Below are 21,924 nucleotides of genomic sequence, written 5' to 3' on the forward strand. Positions count from 1 at the left end.
TCACCCAGCATGGCCAACGAAACACACTCACCCGACTCCATCGCGGTTGCCGAGCGCGTGCGCGAGTTGATGAGCAGGCATGGAATCGGCAAGCGACAGCAAACCACGGAGCTATGCCGCATCCTCGATCTGAGTTTTTCTCAGGGGCACCGCAAACTGCGCGGCAATAGTCCGTGGACGCTGTCGCAGATCAAGAAAGTCGCCGAGGTATTCGACGAACCCGCGGCGCAGCTGTTCGGCGCGCAGTCGCTCGATCCGGGCGTCGTCGGCGCGATCGCCCAGGAGGCGGTGTTCTGCATCGGCGCGACCGAAATCGCCTGCACCGCGTGGGTCGGCGCGGCGCTCGAACCGGGTAGCCGCCCGGAATTCGTCGCCTATTCGCGGCTCGGTCAATGGCGCGTCTCGCGTCATGATGGCGCGCTGTATCAGAGCGCGTACGAAGTTCACAAGATCGAGATTTATCCGCGCCGCGCCGAGACCGACAAGCCGGCCATCGCGGTGGTCGACGACGATCGTGCAAGCGCCGATAACCTGCGCGATTACCTGGAGCGCAGCGGCTTCACGGCGGTCGCGATCTATGGGCTCGCGGCCTTCAGCGAGCAGTTGCAGACGCAGGTGTTCGACGGCGTGATCATCGACTGGCTGTTCGGCTCGCAGACCTCGGCGGCCGCGATTCGCGCGGTGCGCGCGTCGGAGAACCCGGACGCGCCGATCTTCGTGCTCACCGGCGAACTGCTGACCGGCAAGGCCAGCGAATCGGAGATCAGCGAGGTGATCCGCGATTACGACGTCGCGTGCTACGAGAAGCCCGCGCGCATGGCGATCCTCGTCGCCGATCTGTCGAAGCGGCTGAACCGCCCCTGAAGCGCGGGCGCCGATGCGCGCCCCGTTCGCGGCAGCGCCGCCTTCACGCGCTCACGCCTGATGCCGCGCCGCCAGCGCCCGCAGCAGGGCGTGCTTCAGATCCTCGTAATGGACTGGCTTTAACAGCGCCTCGAACACCGGCGGCACGCCAGTCGCGCCACTTTCGCCATTCCGCACGACCTCCGGCGCGTACGCGCTGACCACGATCACCGGCACGCCCGCCGACGGTCCGTCGCGCGTCGCGAAGTCTTCGAGAAACGTGTAGCCATCGCGCTCCGGCATGTGCAGATCGAGCAGCACCACTTCGCAGCGGTGGGTGTCGAGCCACGCGAGCGCGTCGTTGGCATTGCCGAATGCGAGCGAGTCGTAGCCCATGTGCGCGACCATTTCGCTGAGCGACTCGCGGATCAGCCGGTTATCGTCGATGATCAGCACGCACGGCTGCGCGCCGTCCGGCTCGGCTTGCTCCGCGACCTCGGCCGGCTCGACGGTTGCGACCGGCACGACCGGAATCGTCACCGTGAAGCTGGTGCCCTCGCCGACCGTGCTCGCGACATCCACCGTGCCGCCGAACAGCTTCACGAGCCCTTGCACGATCGTGAGCCCCATCCCCGCGCCTTCGAAGCGGCGCGTGCGCGACGCGTCGAGCTGCGTGAACTCCTCGAAGATCAGCGGGATCTGTTCGGACGGCACGCCCGGCCCCGTATCGCTGACGACGAAAACCAGCAGCGCCGGCTCTTGCCGCAGTTCGACGCGCACCGTGCCGGTCTCGGTGTAGCGGATCGCGTTGGTGACGAGGTTGTTGACGATCTGCCGGATGCGGTGCGGGTCCGACTCGACGAGCCCGCTCGCGCCGCTCGCCTCGCTTTCGAGCTCGAGCCCGCGCGTCCTGGCGGACATCGTGTGTTCATCGACGATCGACGCCAGCAGCTCGCGCGGCTCGAAATGCTGGTGCCGCAGTTCGAGCTTGCCGGCGCCAAGGCGCGCGTAGTCGGTCAGGTCCTTCATCTGCGCCTCGAGATGGCGCGCCGCTGTTTCGAGCCGCTGGATCACCTTGCGGTCGGCCTCCGAGTGATAGGTGAAGCCGAGCAGTTCCACCGACGAGACGATCGCATGCAGCGGCGTGCGCAGTTCATGGCCGATCATGCCGAGAAACGCATCCTTCGCGAGGCTCGCCTCGCGCGCCGCGCGGCTCGCCTGATGCTCGGCTTCCAGCGCCGCGCGCTGCTGGCGCATGAGCCGCGTGCGGCGCCGGCCGTTGAGCACGAGCAGCAGCGTCGCCGCCGCCGACAGCAATAGCAGCACCAGACCGCCCGCGAACAGAAAGCGGCGCTTGTCGATGAAATCGCGGTTCATCGCCTCGCGGTCGGCGACGTCCGCGAAACGGCGCGACAGCGCGAGATCGTTGACCTCGCTCCAGTGCTGGCGCAGCTGCGCGTCGATCCGCGCGGCATGCGCACGGTCGCGCTGCAGTACGTCGATCTCGGGCTGGATGTCGTCGAGCACAGTCTCGAGCGTCTTGATTTCGTCGAGCTGCCGTTGCAACAGAGCGAGCTGCGCGGAGAGCCGCTGCGTCGAGCCGGCCATTACGCGCAGCTTCGATTGCAGCAGCTGGAAGCGCAGCTGCAACTGCTGATAATCGTCGTCGGCACCGGACTGATACAGCAGCAGCTGGTTCTCGAAGCGCGCGTACGCGATCTGCAGTTGCGCGGCGTCCCAGTAGAAACCGTCGTAGGTACCGGTCAGCTGCTCGGTCGCGCGCGGGTTCAACAGGTTCGCATAGAGCAGATAGCCGATCGCGCCGGCGGGCGCCGCGAGCGCCATCAGCCAGATCAGCACGTACAACACGCGCCGCCACGGACGGCGCGCTATTTGACGATGAGGGCCTTGATCTGCCATACGAATTTCGAGTCGCCGACCGCGCCAGTCAGTTCATCTGGAAAAGCGTCGCGCGGATAGATCAGAAACAGCGGCCCGAAGTCGCTGAGTTTCAGGCGCTGGCCGTTCATGCTGTACGCGACGATCACGCCGTAGCGTTCGCAGTCCGACACCGGCACGGTGTAGGTGTAGTCGTCGAACGTGTGGAGTTCGATCTGGGTGCCGTACGCGCCGACGGCCTTCAGGATGTCGGCGAGCCTGGGCCCGGTGAACGTCGAGCGCGGCGTCCAGGTGGTCGAGGTCGTGATCGTATGCACGGGCAGCGCGAGCAGTTGAGCCTCGTTGAAGTGATAGGTGCGATGCGCGGCGTCGTTGGTATTGGCGATCTTGCCCTGCACGTCGAGCGCCAGCGCCGGCGACTGCCGCGCGCCCGGCTGCGCATGCGCGCAACAGACGGAAAGCCCGACGATCAGTCCCGCCAGCCCCGTCAGCCAGCGCATCCGCCAGGGCACACCGGTTCCGCTGGCTGCGTTGCACAGCGTTGCAATCAGATTGGCCATTTGCTTTTTTTATCCGATTTCGTTGATTCGCCGGACCGCGGGCGGCGCCACGGTCAGCCGATCTCATGCCACGCGAAGTGTTGCGCCGTGCCGTGCCGTCAAACGCGTGCCACCCCGACACGCGACCTTTGACCCGCATGCATAATATCGCCAAAATGCGCTGACTCAAAAACGGGGACCCGCGATGTCGCGCCAGTGCGTCAGCGCGCGCCGCGCGCGCATCCCCGCGGACCATTGCCTTCCATCGCGCCACGCGGCGCCTCGATAGTCATGAACAAGCCGGTCCTGCCTCTGACGTACGAACAGCTCGATCACTGGATCGAATCGCTGCAACCCGCGTTGCTCGCCGAGCGTTTCTCGATGGCGCTCGGGATTCTGCGCGGCGGCGCGCCGCTCGCGCTGATGGTGTCGCACGCGGTCGGCGCGCCGGTCGCGTTCCTGCGCTACGACCGCCAGACGCGCGCGGTCGCATGGGATTCGACGCTGCCGATCCCGCCCGCCGGATCGAAAGTGCTGTTGTGCGAGGACATCGCGGGACGCGGTTTTACGCTCGTCGATTGCATCGCGTTTCTGCAGGCGCACGGGCTCGAAGTCAAAACCCTGACCGCCGCGGTCGATGATCTGAGCCGCGCACAGCCCGACTACGCGATCGATGCGCGCGGCTACTTCGCCCTCTTTCCATGGGAGCGCCAGGCGTACACCGAGCGCTACCGCGACGACTGGGCGCGCGTCGAAGCCGGCGCCGCGCCCGCGATGGCCAACGACCACGAGTACGCGGCCTACGCGATCGACCTCGACGGCATCCTGCTGCCCGACGTACCGCTCGCGCGCTACGACGAGGACCTCGCCGCCGCGCTCGCCGAGCGCGACGCGCTGCTGCCGTTCGAGGTGCTGCCCGGCATCGACCTGCAGCAGGTGCGCACGATCATCACGGGCCGCCCGGAGATGGATCGCGCGCGCACCGAAGCGTGGCTCGCGCGACACGGCTTCGCTCACATGCAGTTGGCGATGCGCACGCCCGGCGTGCACGACGACAGCCCCGCCGGCGCGGCCGCGCACAAGGCGAGCGCGGCGCTGCGCGCGGGTGTCACGCACTTCGTCGAAAGCGATCCGGTGCAGGCGCTGCTGATCGCGCAGCAAGCGCCGCTGCTGCGCGTGATCTGGTGGGATGCGCTGACGCGCACGGGGATTTTGGTGAGCGCAAGGGCGTGGAGTTGAGCGCAACGTTCCTTGTGGGCGCAGCGCCCGAACGCCGCCCCTACCTGTCCTTCGGCTCGCGCAACTGCAAATGCCGCGCGGCCCGCTGCGACGCGACGACGATCAGCTTCATCGTCGCGCGCGTCGCGCCGACGAACAGCTTGCGCGCGCTGCGTTCGTCGAACGCGTCGAAGTCGATCTCGGTGAAGATCACGCACGGCGCCGCCTGCCCCTTGAAGCGGTAGATCGACTCGAACAGCACGTCGCCTTCACGATACTCCGGGTTGCCGAACAGATCGTATTTGCCGGTGAAACTGCGCAGCCGATGCGGTCCGAGATGATCGAGCGCGCTCATCGCCGAGCCCTCGCGGCCGCGGAACGACAGCACCGCGATGTCCTGCTTGCGAAAACCGAGCGATAGCGCCTGCGTGATGGCGCGCTTGGTTGCGTCGATACTGCTTTCGGCGCCCTGCGCTTCGTCGTAGACCGACACCGAAACCTCGGAGCCGTCGAACGGACTGCCCGACGTAAGTGCCGCGGCCAGCGGCACCGACCCGCCCAGCACGTCGCGCAGATAATCGAGGATGTCGCGAGGACTGCGGTAATTGGTGGTTTCTTTCAGCGTGGTCCAGCCGGGCAACGAGACCGGCTCACGCATGTACAGATTCTGCAGTGGGTCTTCGAGCCACCACCACGCGGCGCCCGGCCGCAGCAGCCGCTCGAGCGCGGCAACCCATGGATGCTGGAAATCCTGCCCTTCGTCGACGATCAGTACGTCGAATTGCCAGCGCGGTTCGATCGGCGTGTCGGCGAATACGGCCTCCAGTTGATCGAACACCTGCGCCGACCGGAAATCGGGCGCGCGGCCCGCGTCGCGCGCGATCCAGTCGCAAAGCTGGTGATAGTTCGCGACTTTCGCCTCCGGCGGCGCGACCCGCGCGATGTGATCGGCGAGCGGCCGGTTGAAGCACACGTACAACGGCCGCTCGCCGCGCGCGACCGCGTCCTTCATCACCTGCACCGCGAGTTGCGTCTTGCCGGAGCCCGCCGTGCCAATCACGCGCAAACGGAACGGCGCGAATTCGAGCCGCCGGGCCCATGTCGCAAGTCCGCCCGAAAGGCGCGTGACGAGCGTGCCCGCCTGCCCGACGAGCGCGCTCGTGTCGGGCGTCAACGCGAGTTCGTCGGCGAGAAAGTGGTGGATTTTCGCCGCGCAGGAAAGCCGCGGTTCATCGGCCGGCAGCGCTTCGCGGACGATCGCCGCGAGACGCTCGCGCCGCGTGGCGTCGACGATGCGCGCGGGATTCACGCCGGCGATCGCCGCATCCTTGACGATGTGATCGGGACAGTACAGCAGTTCCTCGATGAAATAGGCGCCCGCGCCGAACGCCGCGGTAAAACGCCGGTGCAGACTCTCGATCGTATGCGCGAGCGCGATCGCGACGTTTCGCTCGGTCTGCAGATACACCTTGACGAGCCCCTTCGGCGTTTCGCGCAGAAAGCCGGTCTTCTGCTCGATGATCAGCAGGCGCCCGGCGGGACTCACGATCACGAAATCGGCCTCGCCGAACACGGAGAAGTTCTGGTTCAGGCGCGTCCAATGCACGCCGTGGTAGACGGTGTAGTCGGCGGGCAGTGCCTTCTCGAGCAGCGCGAGCGTTTCACGTTCGCGCGCCGCCGCGCCGGTCGCTTCGAGGCTCTTCCAGTCGTCGGGAACAATGCGGGCCATGCGGTGCCTCAATGAGTTGGGATGCGCGTTTTCAGCGGGCAATCCGGAGTGCGGTCATTGTACGCAACGCAATGTCGGCCGGGCGGCCCGTCGCGCAAAGGCGCGCGCATCGTGTATCGTTACCGCCTGAACGCCGCGCACGCCGCGCGGCTTGCCAACCGTAAGAGAAAAGGAATTACCGGATGATTACGATCTGGGGACGCGCCAATTCGGTCAACGTCCAGAAAGTTTTGTGGTGCTGCGACGAACTCGTGCTGCCGTTCGACCGCATCGACGCGGGCCTGCAATTCGGCCGCAACAACGAACCCGCCTATCTCGCGATGAACCCGACCGGCAAGATCCCGACGCTGGTCGACGACGACTTCGTGCTGTGGGAATCCAACTCGATCCTGCGCTATCTGGCGATGCAATACGGCGAATCGAGCCTGCTGTATCCGGCCGACCCGAAACTGCGCGCGAGCATCGACCGCTGGCTGGACTGGTCGCTGTCGACGCTGCAGCCAGTGGAACGTCCCGTGTTCTGGACCCTCGTGCGCACGCCCGAGGCCGAGCGCGACGCCGCCAAACTCGCCGCCGACGTGGAGGCGGTCACCGTCCTGTGGCGCCTGCTCGACACGCATCTGCAGGGCCGCTTCTTTCTCGAAGGCGACAAGTTCACGCTCGCCGATATCGTGATCGGCGCGTACGCGAAGCGCTGGTTCGGCCTCGACCGTTTGCAGCGGCCGTCGCTGCCGAATCTGGAGCGCTGGTATTCGCGTCTCACGACGCGTTCCGGGTTCAAGAAGTATGTGGATTTCCCGTTGACCTGAGCATGGCGCGGGTCGGCTGAAACAGTTCAGGTATGCGCGCGACCCGCAAACTCTTCAACCTTGCTCGCGGGGCCCGACACGATCAGCAGATCCCCCGGCACAACAACCGTGTCAGGCCCCGCGTGCTGGAACTCTTCGCCAGCGCGCCTGACGGCCATGACCATGACACCGAACGCCTCCAGAACGCCGCAATCTGCGAGCGGACGGTTGTGTGTCGGCGCCGGGGCATGAATCGTGGCGACGGCAAATCCTTCGCCGAATTCAATGTAGTCCACGATTCGGCCTGCGATCAGGTGAGCGATCCGTTCACCCATTTCCGCTTCCGGATAAACCACGTGATGCGCGCCGATGCGCTCGGCAATCTGGCCGTGTTCCGCGGTCACCGCCTTCAGCCAGATGTCCTTGATCTGAAGTTCCGTTAGGGCCATCAAGGTCATCAGGCTCGCCGAAAGGTCGCTTCCAATGCCCACGATCGCATGAGGGAAGTCGGCAACGCCCAATTGGCGCAGGGTATTCACGTTGGTCGAATCGGCCTGGACGGCATGCGTCAACCGGTCCGCCCATAACTGCACCTGCTGCTCGTCCCGGTCGATTCCCATCACGTCATGGCCCAGCCGAAGCAGCGACTGGGCCACGGCACAGCCGAACCGCCCCAAACCGATGACGACCACACTGTCGCCTTTCGAAAAAGAGAGCGAAATCTTGAACAGGTCAGCCAACAATCGGATGCTCCTCGGGGTAGCTATATTGCGCACGCCGCTCAACCAGCATTAACGACGTCGCAAAGGTAATGGTTCCAACCCGGCCGACGTACATCAGCGCGATGATCACGAACTGTGCCGGCGCAGGCAAATCACCCGTGATACCCGTTGACAGACCGACCGTACTGAACGCCGAAACAACTTCGAAGATGACCTGATCGGTAGGAAAATCGGTGATGTGCAAAATGATCAGTGTGCCGAGCGTGATCATCACGGCACCCAGCGCCACCACGGTAATCGCTTGCCGCTGCGCCGACACGCTGACACGGCGCCCAAACGCTTCGATATCGCCACGCCCACGGATCTCTGCGATCACCAGCAAGGCCAGAATGGCGATGGTGCCGATCTTGACACCCCCTGCCGTCCCCGCGCTGCCCCCGCCAACGAACATCAGGAAGAAATGCAGGGCCCAGCTGTCATGACGCATTGCGCCGATGTCGAGCGAGTTGAAACCCGCCGTGCGCGCGGATACCGAGGCGAACGCTGCCGAAAGGAGCTTCTCTCCGAACGGCATCGGACCCAGGGTTTTCGGATTGCTCCATTCGAACAGCAGCAACGCAAGAAATCCGCCGAGCAGCAGCACCCCCGTGACCACTAAAGTGAGCCTGGTGTGCAATGAAAGCCGACGGACACCCCAAAGTTTTTCCCGCAGATCGTACAGAACCGGAAACCCGATTCCGCCGACGACAATCGCGACCATCACCGGTACCAGCATCGACGCGTCGGCGGCATAGCGCATCAGACTGCCCGGGTGAATTGAAAAGCCCGCGTTGTTGAACGCGGAGACCGCATGGAACCATCCACTCCATGCGGCCTCGCCCCATTGGAAGTGGTACCCGAGATGAAGCCTGACCGTCAGCCAGAGTGCCGTGGTCAGTTCGGTGACGAGCGTCACGACGAGCACCAGGCGCGCCACGCTGCCGATGTCCCCGAGACGGAGCGTGTGCGTCTCGGCCTGGGTGATCAGCTTCGCTCGCAGCGGCAAGGACCGGTTGACCATGAGTCCCAGCAAGGTGGCTGCGGTCATCATGCCGAAACCGCCAATCTGAAACAGGCCGAGGATGACCCACTGTCCAAAGCTTGACCAGTAGGTGCCCGTATCGACAACGACGAGTCCAGTCACGCAGACCGCGGAGGTAGCGGTAAAAAAAGCGCTCAGCCACGGCGCTGCCTCACCTTTGGCCTGCGACAAGGGCAACCTTAAAAGGAGCGTCCCTGCGGCAATCGCAAAGAGAAAGGCTAAGGCTACTGCCCGCGATGGGTGAAGCAGTTGTCTCATCGAGATCCCGTCAAACACATTCAGCGACTGACTGACAAAGAATAGGCATTTTTTGCCAGTAAAGACCCTATTTTTCGTCTGTTGTCAGTTGTAAGCCAAATCCGGGCAATCCCGATTCTCTCGACGCTTCGACCGGCGCGGCACTTGCATCCCCCTGCCTCTATAATCGACGCATGAAAACCGCCAAGCCCGCCGCGACCGGCCGTCCGGTCGCTCCCACACCTGCCGCCCCCGCCGCCGATGCACACGATCATCGAGCGCATCACGACGTGCACGAGCCGTCGCACGCACATGGCCCGTCGCAGGAAGCGGCTCTCGCACTCGCCGAGGAATATTGCCGCGAACGCGGCGAAAAACTCACGCCGATCCGGCGCAAGGTGCTCGAACTGCTGCTGAACTCGGGACGCGCGACCAAGGCCTATTCGCTGCTCGACGAAATGCGCCAGATCCACGCCGGCTCGGCGCCGCCGACCGTCTATCGCGCGTTGGATTTTTTACTGTCGGCGGGGCTCGTGCATCGGATCGAATCGATCAATGCGTTCACTGTCTGCCATGATCTGACGCAATGCCAGCACGGCATTCTCGTCGTATGCCAGCAATGTGGCAGCGTCACCGAATTGCATCAACCGAAGCTGCGTCAGGCCCTCGTCGCGCAGATCGAGGACGCGGGCTATCGGCTCGCGAGCGACGAAATCGAATTGAAGGGATTGTGTGCCGCCTGTCAGGCGGCCAAAGCGGCCAGCGCGGCCGCCGCGCCGGTGGCCGCGGCGAAATAGCGGCGCGCCACATTGGGTGCGCAACGCTGTGTGACGCGCTGCAAAGCGTCAATGGCCGTGCGCTGCTTCGAGAAACGACATCTCCCCGCCGCGCGCCGGCCTGCTCTGTCTGAAACCCGCTCCCACGAGAGCCGCTGCGAAGCGTCGATCAACCCGCCGCGCGGGCGTCGATCGCGTCGTGCAGCAGCGTCACGAGCGCTTCGGGTAACGCGGGTTTGGTCATGAAATGCTGGAAGCCTTCGCCGATGCTGCGCAGGCGGTATGCGTCGTCGGTATGGCCGGTGAGGGCCACCGCCACCGAGGGGGAATGACCGCCGCAAATCTCGTGGTCGCGCAGCCGCTGGATCAGATAGAAGCCATCCATGGCCGGCAAGTCGAGGTCGCAGACGACCGCGTCGGGAAGCAACCGCATCGCCGCGACGACGCCCTCTTCCGCATCGGCGACCGCGCAAACCTTCGCGCCTTCCGCCTCGAGTAACAAGGTCAACGATTCCCGGCTGTCCGGGTCGTCCTCCACCAGCACGATCGTGGCCTGATCGAGCCTCATTGCTGCGTTCATCGTATGTTGTTGCTCTGAAAAACCGGTTAGGCCGTCCGAGGGGGCGGAGGTTTCACTTTGTATTTCACTTTGCTGATTGCCGCCGATTCGCGCGGCCACGGTGTTGCTGTCCATGATTCCGACTCGATTTCGCACGCCGAGTTGCACACAGGTCCGCGCTTGTAAAACATTGCGCAACATCTTCCCGAGTACAACGCTTGCGCACGGTAACGCGCCAAAATTGCACGTCGATGAAAAAACGGCGCTCGACGCACACCGCGGAAAAACTGCTCAGTGTCCGCAGTTTTTCCGCGGCACGCCGATCGCCGGCACCCGATGTTCCGGCGCGGTTCGTACGAACCCCGTTCGTACGGCCTTCTCCGCCCGGTATCGATTCTGCCCTTCGTATTGTTTGCACAACGCGGCGCTGCCGTTCGTTTTGCGTCGCTCGCATCCGACGACACTGCAAGCACGTCGCGTGCCTCGTTGCAGCGGTTCGCGTCACGTAAAGAAGGGCTCGGTCGCGGTTGCCGATGTCGCGCGATGAACGGCGCTGGTCTGCTAACCGGTGGTGTCGCGGCGCTATCATCGTGGGCGCGCACGCGCGCCTACCGATGCCCCCTCATCTCAACCCGAGGTCAACCGACACCATGTCCGCCACATCGCCCGCGCTTTCCGCCGCGACGCTCGACATCCTTCGTCACGTCAGCACCGCCACGCTGACCACGCAGCTATTCAAGCGCGGTCTGCGCAACACCTTCATGCAGGGCGTCGCGCCGCTCGGTCCGCGGCGCGGCGCGAATCTGGTCGGGCCGGCGTTCACGCTGCGCAACATCCCCTCGCGCGAAGACATCGACGTACTGGAGCTATTCGCGGACCCTGAGTACGCGCAACGCAAATGCGTCGAGACCATTGCGCCGGGCCACGTGCTCGTGCAGGATTGCCGCGGCGAGCGCGGCAGCGCGTCGTTCGGTTCGATTCTGTCGCTTCGTTTGCAGGTGCGCGGTGTTGCCGGCATGGTGTCCGACGGCCCGGTGCGCGACAGCGCGACGATCGCCGCGCTCGACATGCCGGTGTTTTGCGCCGGCGCGAGCGCGCCGCCAAATCTGATCCGCCATCATGCGGTCGATATCAACGTGCCGATCGGCTGTGGTGGAGTCGCGGTGTTTCCGGGCGACGTGATCGTCGGCGATGTGGATGGAGTTGTGGTAATTCCGCTGAAGATGGCCGACGACGTCGCGCAAGCCGCCGCCGGACAGGAACAGCTCGAGGCGTTTCTCACCGAAAGGATTCGTGCCGGCGCCGCGCTGCCCGGCACCTATCCGCCGAACGACGAGACGAAGGCGGCGTTCGACGAGTGGAAGAAAAATCGCAAAATCTAGGGCCCTTTCAAACGACGCGGCGCCCGGTGCGCCATACCGGGCGCCAGGTCAATCGCCCTTGCCGGGCCCGATGCCCTGCAACAGCAACGCCACCGCGTGCCGCGCAATCTCCGCGCCGCCGATACTGCGGCGCAACGGATCGTTGCGCCACAGCTTCGAGGTGGCAAGCGGCAGAATCGTCATGCCGAGCAGCGTGACGAACACGAGCGCGGGTTCGAGCGATGCATTCAGGCGCCCCTCCTTCTGCCAGCGCGCAATCGCCAGCAGCGACGCCTTCTGATGCGCGAAACCAAAGCGCTCATGCATGCGCTGGCGCAGCAGCCCGCCGTCGCTGATCACTTCGCGCACCCACAGCGACGCGAACCACGGGTTGTCGCTCGCGATCTGCACGAGCCGCTCCGTGAGTTGCGTGATTGCCGCGACCGGATCGTCGGGATTCTCCTGAAACGGCAGCCCGAGGGTCGCGCGCAACGGTACGAAACACTCGTCGATCAGCACGTCGAGCAGTTGATCGCGCGTCTTGAAGTAGTAGTGCACCATCGCGGGCGTGACGCCGGCCTCGCGGGCGATCTCACCCAGCGATGTCTCGACGATGCCCTGTCTCGCGAACAGCGTCAGCGCGGCGTCGAGCAAGCGCGCACGCTGCGCGGGACCGCGCGCGGCGCCCGACGGCCGGCCGGGGCGGCGGCCGGCCGATCCAGCCGGTGCGCTGCTGCCGATATTCGCGGCATGAATATCCGTTGGCGCTGCCGTGAGTTTGGGCTTCGACGCGTCGCGCTCTTTCGCGGCCATTCGCGCGGGCGGCCCCGTATCTGCCACGGCATTGTGCGCCGCGGCGTCGTCAGGCGAGATCCTTGTCATTGCATTGAATTTGACGTGAGAGGCGATGTCACATATATTAATCTCTCAGTTAATTAATTTCAACGCGTTGCCGCCATGGAACAACCCGCTACGACCCTGTCAGTCGACTCCGCGCCCGCGGCCGACCATCCGCCGATCCGGCTGCTGTTTCCGGCGCTGCTGCTGGTCATGCTGCTCGCCGCCCTGGACCAGACGATTGTCTCGACCGCGCTGCCGACCATCGTCGGCGAACTGGGCGGGCTCAATAACCTGTCGTGGGTCGTGACCGCCTACCTGCTCAGTTCGACGATCGTCGTGCCGCTGTACGGCAAGTTCGGCGACCTGTTCGGCCGCAAGATCGTGCTGCAGACCGCGATCGTCATCTTTCTCGTCGGCTCGGCGCTGTGTGGCATCGCGCAGAACATGAGTCAGCTGATCGTGCTGCGCGCGCTGCAAGGGCTCGGCGGCGGCGGCCTGCTCGTCGTGACGATGGCGGCGATCGCGGACGTGATTCCGCCCGCTGAGCGTGGCCGCTACCAGGGCGTGTTCGGCGGCATTTTCGGTCTTGCCACCGTCATCGGTCCGCTGCTCGGCGGCTTTCTGGTCGAGCATCTGACGTGGCGCTGGATCTTCTACATCAACCTGCCGCTCGGCATCGTGTCGCTCATCGTGATCGGCGCGGTGTTCAAGCCGCACGTGCGCCACGTGAAGCACACGATCGATTACATGGGCGCCGCGTTTCTCGCCGGCGCGCTGACCTGCATCATCCTGTTCACGAGTCAGGGCGGCACGATCCTGCCGTGGTCGTCGCCGCAACTGTGGTTCACGCTCGGCATGGGCCTCGCAGCGATCTGGGGATTCATTCACGAAGAACGCAGCGCGGTCGAACCGATCATGCCGCTCGGACTGTTCAAACAGCGCACGTTTCTGATCAGCAGCCTCGTGAGCTTCATCATCGGCGTATCGCTGTTCGGCTCCGTGACGTTCATTCCGCTCTATCTGCAGGTCGTGAAGGGCTCCACGCCGACGCAAGCCGGCATGCAGATGCTGCCGATGATGGGCGGCCTGTTCATCCTGTCGATGGTGACGGGCCGCGTGATCAGCAAGATCGGCAAGTACCGGCTGTTCCCGATCATGGGCACGTTCCTCGTCTCCGTGGCGATGCTGCTGCTCGCGCGCCTGCAGATCGATACGCCGATTCATGTGATGTATCTGTACATGGGTCTGCTCGGCTGCGGCCTCGGCATGGTGATGCAGGTGCTCGTCCTCGCGGTCCAGAACACCGTGGAGTTCAAGCATATGGGTGTGGCGACGTCGGGCGTCACGCTGTTTCGCTCGATCGGCGGCTCGATCGGCGTGGCCGGCTTCGGCGCGGTGTTCTCGAACGGCCTCGCCGGACGCCTCGAAAAGCTGATCCCGCCCGACACCGAACTTCCGCAGGCATTGGGTCCCGCAGCGATTCATCAGCTACCCGAAGCATTGCGCAACGACTATCTGCATGCGTTCGCGGGTGCGTTGCACACCGTGTATCTGTCGGCCGCATGCGTCGTGGTGCTCGCCTTCGTGCTCGCATGGCTGCTGAAGGATCATCCGTTGCGCAAGCACTGAGCGTACTTCGACGCCTGATCGGGAAGCTGATGCAAACGCGTACCGGCAAGCGCCAGATAGCAGGTCGATCACGAGGCCGCACGCACGACGCGTCGGCCTCGTTGTTTTTTTGTCGCGCTCGCTTCATGCAGCGCGATGCTTCCGGTTACCTTCCATTTGTCGTGAAACAACAGACACATACACTCGTTTCGAATGTAGGGCCAGGATTTCTTCATACCTCCAAATGAGCGGTAGCGCACACAATCCAGGGGCCAACCGCGTTGACGTCCCCCGTGAAACGCCACATATTGGAACCCGTGGAAACGCAGCCGCTGCCTACGTCTCCACGACTTCCGGCGCATGTGGATCGTGATTCCGCGGACAAGGCTCCTGCCTCAACACGATCCGAAGCATGCCTTTACGGCATCGTTTTCCAAAGGTGGGTCCACGGCATGTCCACCCAGACAGCAACCGGCCAAAGTTTCCCCACGCCCTGCAAACGCTGCGGTGGCGCACTGTACCGACAAGTCGACGCCTGCCCCTACTGTGGCGCTGCGCATCCGTTCGACCAGGACGATCCGCACATTCGCACCGGCATTCCAGGCAGCCGTGCGAGCGCCACGCACAAGCCCCTGCCCCGTTTCGACGACGAGCTCGGCACACGGGACGAGCCCGCCATCGCCGCTGCCGCGATGGCGTCCGAACCCCTGTTGCAGACCGAGCCGGTCATGCACACGGCGCTCGTGTCGACCGACACCACTATCCCACCTTACGAAGATCCGATGTATGCGCCGCCCAACACTGCGCAGACAATCTGGCGCGTGCTGTACGTGATCGGCGCGGTTATCGCAATCGGCCTGGCGTATGTCGCTTATACGCTATTCAGTGACGGCGGCGAATCGGAAGATAAAGGCGTGGAGCAGATTACGACGGATACCAGAACAACGACCGGCATGATCGCGCCGCTTGTGTCCGCCCCGGTGATCGCTCAAGCGCAGACCATGCACGCGCCGGCCGCGGCCAAGCCTGCGCCACCGCCCGTGACCGCACTGGCGGCGAAGCCCGCGCCCGTCGTGCCCGCGGCTCCCGTCATTCCAGCGACACCAGCCGCGCCGCCGATGGCCGCGACGCCCATGCGGCCCGCGCCGCATTTCCACGACGCCGGACAAGCATTGCAGGTCGCGAGGACAGCGTTCCGCGCGAACGATCTGTCCGCCGCCCAAGCCGCTCTCGCCGCCGCGCAAACGTTACAACCCGGAAACAGCGACGCGCAGGGTCTGGCCGATCAGATGCGGCCGCTCGTCCAGCGTCGCGATACTGCGCTACAGGCCGCGCAGGCCTGCGTCGCGCAGCAGTCGTGGCCGTGCGCGCGCCAGCACGCGAACGAGGCGCTCGCGATCGACAGCGGCAACGACGCGGCGAAAGTGATCCTCGAGCGCGTCATTCGCGAGACCGGCTGGGCGCCGCTGACTCCGCCGCATGCGGCGACGACGGACGCCGCGCCGGGCGCGCCGCTCGCGCAAGCGCAGGCACCGCTGCCCGGCGGCATGCGAGCGCACGGCGAACTGGTCGTGACTGCAACGAACGTCGGCGTCGTGAGAACCGCGACGCCGCGGAGCAACTAGCGCTCACGCGCGACGCGACGGTCCGAACCGGGTCCCGGAGACGCAAACTGCTGCGCCGTCGCGCAAAAACATTGCTTTGCATACCAGATCAAATGGCCGCCGTCTGTGCCGATTCGCACGTTATCGTGCGTCCTCTGAGCGGAAACAGACGGAGCGACCCTGGCAGCAGTTTGAACATGACAGGGCAACCGGATCACTGGTGCTTCCACGCGCCACGCGTGAAGCGGGATCAACCTGACCGATAGGTAGAAAGATCATGCTGAAGAGACTTCTCGCGGGCTGGCTGGGCCTGGTGGCACTGGTCGTATGTTCGCTGGCCGGCGCGGAACCGGCGCACTACAAGATCGTCACCGGGCCGGAGCGCGGCACGTATATCCAGATTGGCAATGACCTGTCGAAATGGGTGGCCCAGCCGGCTGGCATCGACCTCGAAGTGGTGGCGTCGAAAGGCTCGGCGGAAAACGTGCAGCGCATGCGTTTCGAGCCCGGCGTGAAGCTCGCACTCGTGCAGTCCGACGTGTACCAGGCGTTCATCGACATGGCCAACTCGGGCAACCCCGATGCGGGCACGACGATCCGGCCGCTGCGACTGATCATGCCGCTCTACGACGAGGAAATTAACGTCGTCGTACGGGCGGATTCGCCGCTGAAAACGCTCGCCGACATCAAGGACAAGACCATCAGCGTCGGCCTGCTAGGCAGCGGCACCGCGCAGTCGGCGACGACGCTCTACCGCCTGATGTTCGGCCAGCCGATTCCGGAGCAGAACGTCGTGCATCTGAGCAACGAGGACGCGCTCGCCGCGCTGATCGTGAAGAAGATCGACGTCGCGATCATCGTGGTCGGGCAGCCGGCAAAGCTGTTCAACGACATGAAACCCGACCTGCTGTCACAGTTGCGTCTGTTGCCCGTCGATCCCAACGCGCCGGAGACGAACCGCGCGAAGCAGACCTACTTTCCGACTACGATCCACCAAAGCAGCTACCCAGGCTGGTTGAAGGAAGACGTGCCGGGTCTGACCGTCAAAGCGTTTCTGGTCACCTACGATTACGGCTTGCGCGACACAGTCAGCAATCTGAATCATTTCGCCGACTCGTTGTGCGCGAACTTCGACAATCTGCAGGAGCATGGCCATCCGAAATGGAAACAGGTGAAGCTAGAATTGCCGACGCTCGTTCGTGGGTGGAAGTACTACGGTCCGGTCGAGAAGCATCTGCGCGCGTGTCTCGCGAACCGCAGCGCGGCGATGAGCGCGGCGACCGCGCAACCCGCGCCGAAACCGCACACGCCTTGCTCGGAAGAAGAACGGATGCTTCTGCTGTGCAAATAACGCTGTAGCGGGGGACTGCGAACGCCTGCTTCGCCTGAGTTCGTCTCAGACCCGCTCGCGCCCCGCGCCGGCCGACACCGTGCACGCTTGCATCGCCCGTTGCAATGCCTCGTACACCTTCGGGCGATTGCATTGCGACACGTTGAAACGCAGAAAGCCCGCCGCCGCTTGCGACGCGCTGAACACGTTGCCCGGCGCGAACACGACGCCCGCCGTCAGCGCATGACGGGCGATGTCGGCGGCATCGAGCGCCCCGGGCAAGCGCGCCCACACGAACAGGCCCGCGCGCGGCCGTGTCCAGATATCGAGGCCCGCATAGCCGAGACGCCTGATGGTCTCTCCCATCGCATCGGCCAGCTTCGCGCGCATCGCCTCGAGATGACGCCGATAGGTACCGTCGACGAGCATCCGATGCACGACGCTCGCCGCGAGCTGACCATTGCCGAACGATGTCGCGAGCTTCAGATCGATCAACGGCTCGACCCATTCGGCGCGTGCCGCAATATAGCCGCAGCGCACCGCCGCCGACAGCGTCTTCGAAAAGCTGCCGATCGACACGACGCGCGCGAGGCCGTCGAATGCGGCAAGGCGCGGCGCGGCTTCGTCTTCGAAGTCCGCGAAGATGTCGTCCTCGACGATCAGCAGATCGTGCTCGCCGGCGAGCTTCAGCAGCCGGTGCGCGACGGCCGGCGCGAGCGTCGCGCCGGTCGGATTGTGGATCGCCGAGTTCGTCACGTAGAGCCGCGGACGCTGCTCGACCAGAACGCGCTCGAACGCCGCGAGATCCGGTCCCTGCGGCGTGTACGGCACGCTCGCGATCCGCACGCGATGCGCGCGCAACAACGCCTGAAAATTGAAGTAGCAGGGATCGTCGATCAGCACCGTGTCGCCGGGTTCGAGCAGGAAGCGGCACACGAGATCGAGCGCATGGGTGCCGCCGTCGGTCAGCAGGATCTGCTCGGGCGGCGCATCGACCCCGTGCGCGGAAAGCCGCCACGCAAGCTGCTGACGCAGCGCGGGCAAGCCCGCCGGACTCGCGTAATCCGCGAGCAGCGATTGCGGATCACGGGCAACCGCGCGCAGCGCGCGCCGCACACCATCTTCCGGCAACCACGAAGCCGGCATCCAGCCGCAGCCGGGCTTCGGCGCTTTCGAGCCGGTCTCCAGCGACTGCCGCGTGAGCCACAGCGGGTCGACCTCGCGATCGAGCCGCGGCCCGAGATCGGCGAGCGCGAGCGGCGGCGCATGGCCCGACACGAAGAAGCCCGAGCCGCGCCGCGCAATGATCACCCCTTCCGCAACCAGACGGTCGTAGCCTTCCACCACGGTCGACTTGGACACGCCGAGCTTGTCGGTCATCGCGCGGATCGACGGCACGCGGGCGCCCGGCATCAGCGAGCGGCTCGCGATACGCTCCCGCAGATTGTTCATCACGAGGCCGACACGCGTGCCCGGCACCGTCTCGCTGTTCTCGCTTTCCGCCATCTGTACTACTCCCATGTTCGGTACAGTTTGTACGAACTGTACTGATCTGTAGCTTAACGTTTACGGCCGCGGCGCGCATCATGAGACTCTTTCAGCGCAGGGACGTTTGCCATGGACAAAACCACCAACGGCTGGCTCAGCGGTTTCGCGGGCGTGCTGATTTTCAGCGGCTCGCTGCCGGCCACGCGGCTTGCCGTGCAGGGCCTCGATCCGGTGTTTCTGACCGTGGCGCGCGCGACGATCGCGGGCATCCTTGGTCTGCTGCTGTTGCTGGTGTTCCGCGAGACGCGCCCGGAGCGGCGCGATCTGCTGCCGCTCGTCGTGGTCGCGCTCGGCGTCGTGGTCGGCTTTCCTTTGCTGACCGCGCTCGCGCTGCGTCATGTGAGCGCCGCGCATGCGGTCGTGTTCATCGGCCTGCTGCCGCTCGCCACCGCGATCTTCGCCGTGTTGCGCGGCGGCGAGCGGCCGCAGCCGGCGTTCTGGCTGTTCTCGGCGCTCGGCAGCGCGGCGGTGGCCGCGTTCGCGCTGCGTCACGGCATCGACGCCTCGCCGCTCGGCGACGCGCTGATGCTCGCGGCGATCGTCGTGTGCGGGCTGGGCTACGCGGAAGGCGCGCGGTTGTCGCGTCATCTCGGCGGCTGGCAGGTGATTTCGTGGGCGCTCGTGCTGTCGCTGCCGTTGATGCTGCCGCTCGCATGGTGGACGCGGCCCGTGTCGTTCGACGGTGTCGGCGCCGCCGCGCTGTGGGGACTCGCGTACGTGTCGCTGTTCAGCATGCTGATCGGCTTCGTGTTCTGGTATCGCGGGCTCGCGCTCGGCGGCATCGCGGCGGTCGGCCAACTGCAGCTGCTGCAGCCGTTTTTCGGGCTGCTGCTCGCCGGCGTGCTGCTGCACGAGCAGGTACCGCCATCGATGATCATCGTCACCGTGATCGTGGTCGCCTGCGTGGCTGGCGCACGGCATTTTTCGCGCGCTGCGCCGGTGCGGCGGCCGGTCTGACGCGGCTAGACCGTCGCACGGCGAACAGACTTTTTCAGGATCGAATTGCGCGAGCCGTGGATCGATATGTCATCATTTCGCAGGTTGGCACAACCAGCGCCCCGCGCCGCAACTGACGATGACGACCGCTTTTGCCCAAACCGTCGAAGCCCGTTTTGCCGAACTCACGCCGACGTCGAAACGCGTCGCCAGCTACATGCTCGCGAATCTCGACCGGCTCGGCCTCGAGACCGCCGATCAGATCGCGCAGCGAGCCGGCACCAGCGGTATTTCGGTCGGCCGCTTTCTGCGTAGCGTCGGCTATCGCAATCTCGACGATCTGAAGCGCGAGCTGCGCGGCACGCAGCAGCGGCCCTGGCTGATCACGGACCGGCTCGACGCGTTCCGCCGTGGCCCGAGCGACTGCGCGCAAACCCGTGAGCTTCATGAATCGAGCGTCGCTGACGGCTCCTCGCCGCGCGACGCCGCGCTCGCCCAATCGCTCGAACTCGAGATCGGCGCGATCCGGCACGTGTATGAACTCGCGCGCTCGCCGGCCTTCGCGCGCGTCGCCGAGCGCATTGCGAACGCCGATGCGGTCTACATCCTCGGCATCCAATCGACGCGCGGCATCAGCAACGCGTTCTACAGCTATCTCGAATACATCCGCCCGCGCGTGTTCTATTCGGACGGCATGTCGGGTTCCTACGTCGATTCGCTGAACTCGGAATTCAGCACGCCCTATCTGATCGTCACCGACACGCGCGCCTATTCGACGATCGCGCGACGCTATTGCCAGGCGGCCTCGCGCCGCGGCCTGCCGTTCGCGCTCGTCACCGATATCTACTGTCCGTGGGCGCGCGATTTCGACGGCGATCTGCTGCAGGTGACGACCGACGTCGGTCAGTTCTGGGATTCGCTCGCGCCGCTGACGTGCCTGTTCAATCTGCTGATCTCGGCGGTCGTCGAACGGCGTGGACCGGCTATCGACGAACGCGTGGCGCGTAATCGCGAGCTGCAGAGCGAGTTCGATCAATTCGATCCTTGACCCGCTTCAAATCCGCCCCGGCGACAGGCATAGTGAAGACTTCCGCCAAACTGCCCCCGCCACGACAGGACCCCGCATGAGTTCACCCCGCCCTCCGCTCGACGCCCCGCGAATCCGCGACGCCAGCGAAGCCGACCTCCCCGCGATCCAGGCGATCTACGCGCATCACGTGCTGACCGGCGTCGCGTCGTTCGAAGAAACCCCGCCGTCCGTCGACGATCTGCGCGCGCGGCTCGCAAGCGTGCGCAGCCACGGACTGCCATATATGGTCGCGGAGATCGACGGCGACGTGGCCGGCTATTGCTATGCGACGCCGTATCGCCCGCGCGCCGCCTATCGCAACACGATCGAAGACTCGATCTACGTCAACGACGCGTATCGCGGACGCGGCATCGGACGCGTGCTGCTGCAGGCGCTGATCGAACGTTGCGAGACCGGACCGTGGCGTCAGATGATCGCGGTGATCGCCGATGGCGGCAGCGGCGGCTCACTGTCGTTGCACGCGCAACTCGGCTTCGAGCTGACCGGCACGTTGAAGGCTGTCGGCTACAAGCACGGCCGCTGGCTCGACACGACGCTGATGCAACGCCCGCTCGGCCGCGGCGCATCGACTGGGCCCGACGACGACTCAAACTCAGCGGGCGACGCCGAACGCAAAACCTAACGCGCGCGCGGCAAACGCGTGAACAAGGTCGGATAGTCGATCACGAGACCATCGCTATCCACGCGCAAATTGGCGGTGAACTCGCGAAAAATGCCTTCGTAGCGGTACTCGCCATTCAACTCGATGCACGTGTAGGCCTGCTCGGCGCGCGTGACCTGCAAGTCCGGCGTCGAGATATACGCGACTTCGATCGGCTGACGTTCGCCTTGCGCCAGTTGCAGCCGACGGATCGGCAACGTATTGGTGTACGGCGTCGCCGCGATATCGATGTCGATACAGCCTTCGATCGCGCTGAGCGCGAGGCCGTGCCCGTCGTGCCAGTGGCCGTCGCCATCGCCATGCAGCTCCAGCTCGCCACCGCCGACGATCTTCAGCCGCGCGTAGCGCGTGCGCCAGCGCGCGTCGCAGCGCACCGCGTAATGCAGCCCGTACGCCTTGCCGTAGCGCTGCCCGACCACCACGCTTTCAACGGCGAAGCCATCGTCGCGCGTATCGAATACCAGATGTTCGATGCCGTCGCCCTCTTCCGAAGCCCATCGTAATGCACGCATCGGCGTCTCCTCGCGAAACGGCGCAGGAAAGCGCGCCGGGCTC

The 21,924-nt window shown here is 65.0% G+C and carries 20 protein-coding genes; 11 read left to right on the forward strand and 9 right to left on the reverse strand.

All coding sequences use genetic code 11. The features are described 5' to 3' along the window. Positions 1–9: 9 nt before the first annotated feature. Complete coding sequence (locus HDG37_RS18025; RefSeq protein ID WP_090806040.1) at positions 10–864, forward strand: helix-turn-helix domain-containing protein; 855 nt, start codon at positions 10–12, stop codon at positions 862–864. Between the two features lie 51 nt (positions 865–915). On the opposite strand, the gene HDG37_RS18030 is transcribed toward HDG37_RS18025, so the two are convergent. Together HDG37_RS18030 and HDG37_RS18035 are read right to left on the reverse strand one after the other, a co-directional pair. Next, positions 916–2,763, reverse strand: a complete 1,848-nt coding sequence (locus HDG37_RS18030) for a hybrid sensor histidine kinase/response regulator (protein ID WP_184049949.1) — start codon at positions 2,761–2,763, stop codon at positions 916–918. Then, positions 2,733–3,302 carry a molybdopterin-dependent oxidoreductase gene (locus HDG37_RS18035; protein ID WP_184049951.1) on the reverse strand — a complete coding sequence of 190 codons (570 nt, stop codon included), beginning with the start codon at positions 3,300–3,302 and terminating at the stop codon, positions 2,733–2,735. Before HDG37_RS18035 ends, HDG37_RS18030 begins: the two co-directional genes overlap by 31 nt. Before the next feature lie 270 nt (positions 3,303–3,572). Between HDG37_RS18035 and HDG37_RS18040 the strand changes: the two genes are divergently transcribed. Continuing rightward, positions 3,573–4,520 (forward strand): phosphoribosyltransferase, encoded by a 948-nt coding sequence (locus HDG37_RS18040; RefSeq protein WP_184049953.1) that lies wholly within the window; start codon positions 3,573–3,575, stop codon positions 4,518–4,520. Between the two features lie 40 nt (positions 4,521–4,560). Here the strand turns inward: HDG37_RS18040 and HDG37_RS18045 are convergent, their stop codons facing one another. Then, entirely contained in the window at positions 4,561–6,228 is a 1,668-nt protein-coding gene (locus HDG37_RS18045) for an ATP-dependent helicase (protein WP_184049955.1), read from the reverse strand. A 182-nt stretch (positions 6,229–6,410) separates the two neighbouring features. On the opposite strand from HDG37_RS18045, the gene HDG37_RS18050 reads away from it, so the two are divergent. Continuing rightward, on the forward strand, positions 6,411–7,037 hold the full coding sequence (locus tag HDG37_RS18050) for a glutathione S-transferase family protein (protein ID WP_184049957.1): 627 nt from the start codon (positions 6,411–6,413) through the stop codon (positions 7,035–7,037). A 26-nt stretch (positions 7,038–7,063) separates the two neighbouring features. On the opposite strand, the gene HDG37_RS18055 is transcribed toward HDG37_RS18050, so the two are convergent. After that, positions 7,064–7,756: a TrkA family potassium uptake protein gene (locus tag HDG37_RS18055; RefSeq protein ID WP_184049958.1), complete on the reverse strand. Its 693-nt coding sequence runs from the start codon at positions 7,754–7,756 to the stop codon at positions 7,064–7,066. Further along, the gene (locus tag HDG37_RS18060; protein WP_184049959.1) at positions 7,749–9,077 is read right to left on the reverse strand and encodes a TrkH family potassium uptake protein; all 1,329 of its coding nucleotides are present in this window, start codon (positions 9,075–9,077) and stop codon (positions 7,749–7,751) included. The genes HDG37_RS18055 and HDG37_RS18060 overlap by 8 nt, the downstream gene beginning before the upstream one ends. A gap of 173 nt (positions 9,078–9,250) precedes the next feature. On the opposite strand from HDG37_RS18060, the gene HDG37_RS18065 reads away from it, so the two are divergent. Then, complete coding sequence (locus tag HDG37_RS18065) at positions 9,251–9,853, forward strand: Fur family transcriptional regulator (RefSeq protein WP_184049961.1); 603 nt, start codon at positions 9,251–9,253, stop codon at positions 9,851–9,853. A gap of 148 nt (positions 9,854–10,001) precedes the next feature. On the opposite strand, the gene HDG37_RS18070 is transcribed toward HDG37_RS18065, so the two are convergent. Continuing rightward, entirely contained in the window at positions 10,002–10,526 is a 525-nt protein-coding gene (locus HDG37_RS18070; RefSeq protein WP_090806057.1) for a response regulator, read from the reverse strand. A gap of 515 nt (positions 10,527–11,041) precedes the next feature. On the opposite strand from HDG37_RS18070, the gene HDG37_RS18075 reads away from it, so the two are divergent. Next, positions 11,042–11,773 carry a ribonuclease activity regulator RraA gene (locus tag HDG37_RS18075; RefSeq protein WP_184049963.1) on the forward strand — a complete coding sequence of 244 codons (732 nt, stop codon included), beginning with the start codon at positions 11,042–11,044 and terminating at the stop codon, positions 11,771–11,773. A gap of 48 nt (positions 11,774–11,821) precedes the next feature. On the opposite strand, the gene HDG37_RS18080 is transcribed toward HDG37_RS18075, so the two are convergent. Continuing rightward, entirely contained in the window at positions 11,822–12,634 is an 813-nt protein-coding gene (locus HDG37_RS18080) for a TetR/AcrR family transcriptional regulator (RefSeq protein WP_184049965.1), read from the reverse strand. 75 nt (positions 12,635–12,709) lie between these two features. Between HDG37_RS18080 and HDG37_RS18085 the strand changes: the two genes are divergently transcribed. From HDG37_RS18085 to HDG37_RS18095, 3 genes are all read left to right on the forward strand, one after another. Further along, positions 12,710–14,221 carry an MDR family MFS transporter gene (locus tag HDG37_RS18085; RefSeq protein WP_184049967.1) on the forward strand — a complete coding sequence of 504 codons (1,512 nt, stop codon included), beginning with the start codon at positions 12,710–12,712 and terminating at the stop codon, positions 14,219–14,221. Between the two features lie 431 nt (positions 14,222–14,652). Next, positions 14,653–15,825, forward strand: coding sequence for a hypothetical protein (locus tag HDG37_RS18090; RefSeq protein ID WP_184049969.1), 1,173 nt, complete (start codon positions 14,653–14,655; stop codon positions 15,823–15,825). Between the two features lie 256 nt (positions 15,826–16,081). Then, positions 16,082–17,155, forward strand: coding sequence for a TAXI family TRAP transporter solute-binding subunit (locus HDG37_RS18095; protein ID WP_184049971.1), 1,074 nt, complete (start codon positions 16,082–16,084; stop codon positions 17,153–17,155). 45 nt (positions 17,156–17,200) lie between these two features. On the opposite strand, the gene HDG37_RS18100 is transcribed toward HDG37_RS18095, so the two are convergent. Further along, entirely contained in the window at positions 17,201–18,640 is a 1,440-nt protein-coding gene (locus HDG37_RS18100; protein ID WP_184050110.1) for a PLP-dependent aminotransferase family protein, read from the reverse strand. Between the two features lie 111 nt (positions 18,641–18,751). On the opposite strand from HDG37_RS18100, the gene HDG37_RS18105 reads away from it, so the two are divergent. The 3 genes from HDG37_RS18105 (at position 18,752) to HDG37_RS18115 (ending at position 21,330) form a co-directional block, all read left to right on the forward strand. Then, entirely contained in the window at positions 18,752–19,639 is an 888-nt protein-coding gene (locus HDG37_RS18105) for a DMT family transporter (protein ID WP_184049973.1), read from the forward strand. Positions 19,640–19,757: 118 nt separating this feature from the next. Continuing rightward, the gene (sapR, locus tag HDG37_RS18110) at positions 19,758–20,666 is read left to right on the forward strand and encodes a sap1 transcriptional regulator SapR (RefSeq protein WP_184049975.1); all 909 of its coding nucleotides are present in this window, start codon (positions 19,758–19,760) and stop codon (positions 20,664–20,666) included. A 76-nt stretch (positions 20,667–20,742) separates the two neighbouring features. Further along, the gene (locus HDG37_RS18115) at positions 20,743–21,330 is read left to right on the forward strand and encodes a GNAT family N-acetyltransferase (protein ID WP_184049977.1); all 588 of its coding nucleotides are present in this window, start codon (positions 20,743–20,745) and stop codon (positions 21,328–21,330) included. On the opposite strand, the gene HDG37_RS18120 is transcribed toward HDG37_RS18115, so the two are convergent. Continuing rightward, positions 21,327–21,881, reverse strand: a complete 555-nt coding sequence (locus tag HDG37_RS18120) for a putative glycolipid-binding domain-containing protein (RefSeq protein WP_184049979.1) — start codon at positions 21,879–21,881, stop codon at positions 21,327–21,329. The genes HDG37_RS18115 and HDG37_RS18120 overlap by 4 nt on opposite strands. Positions 21,882–21,924: the final 43 nt, after the last annotated feature.

It is taken from the genome of Paraburkholderia sp. MM5384-R2, from assembly GCF_014201025.1.
GTDB lineage: Bacteria > Pseudomonadota > Gammaproteobacteria > Burkholderiales > Burkholderiaceae > Paraburkholderia > Paraburkholderia tuberum.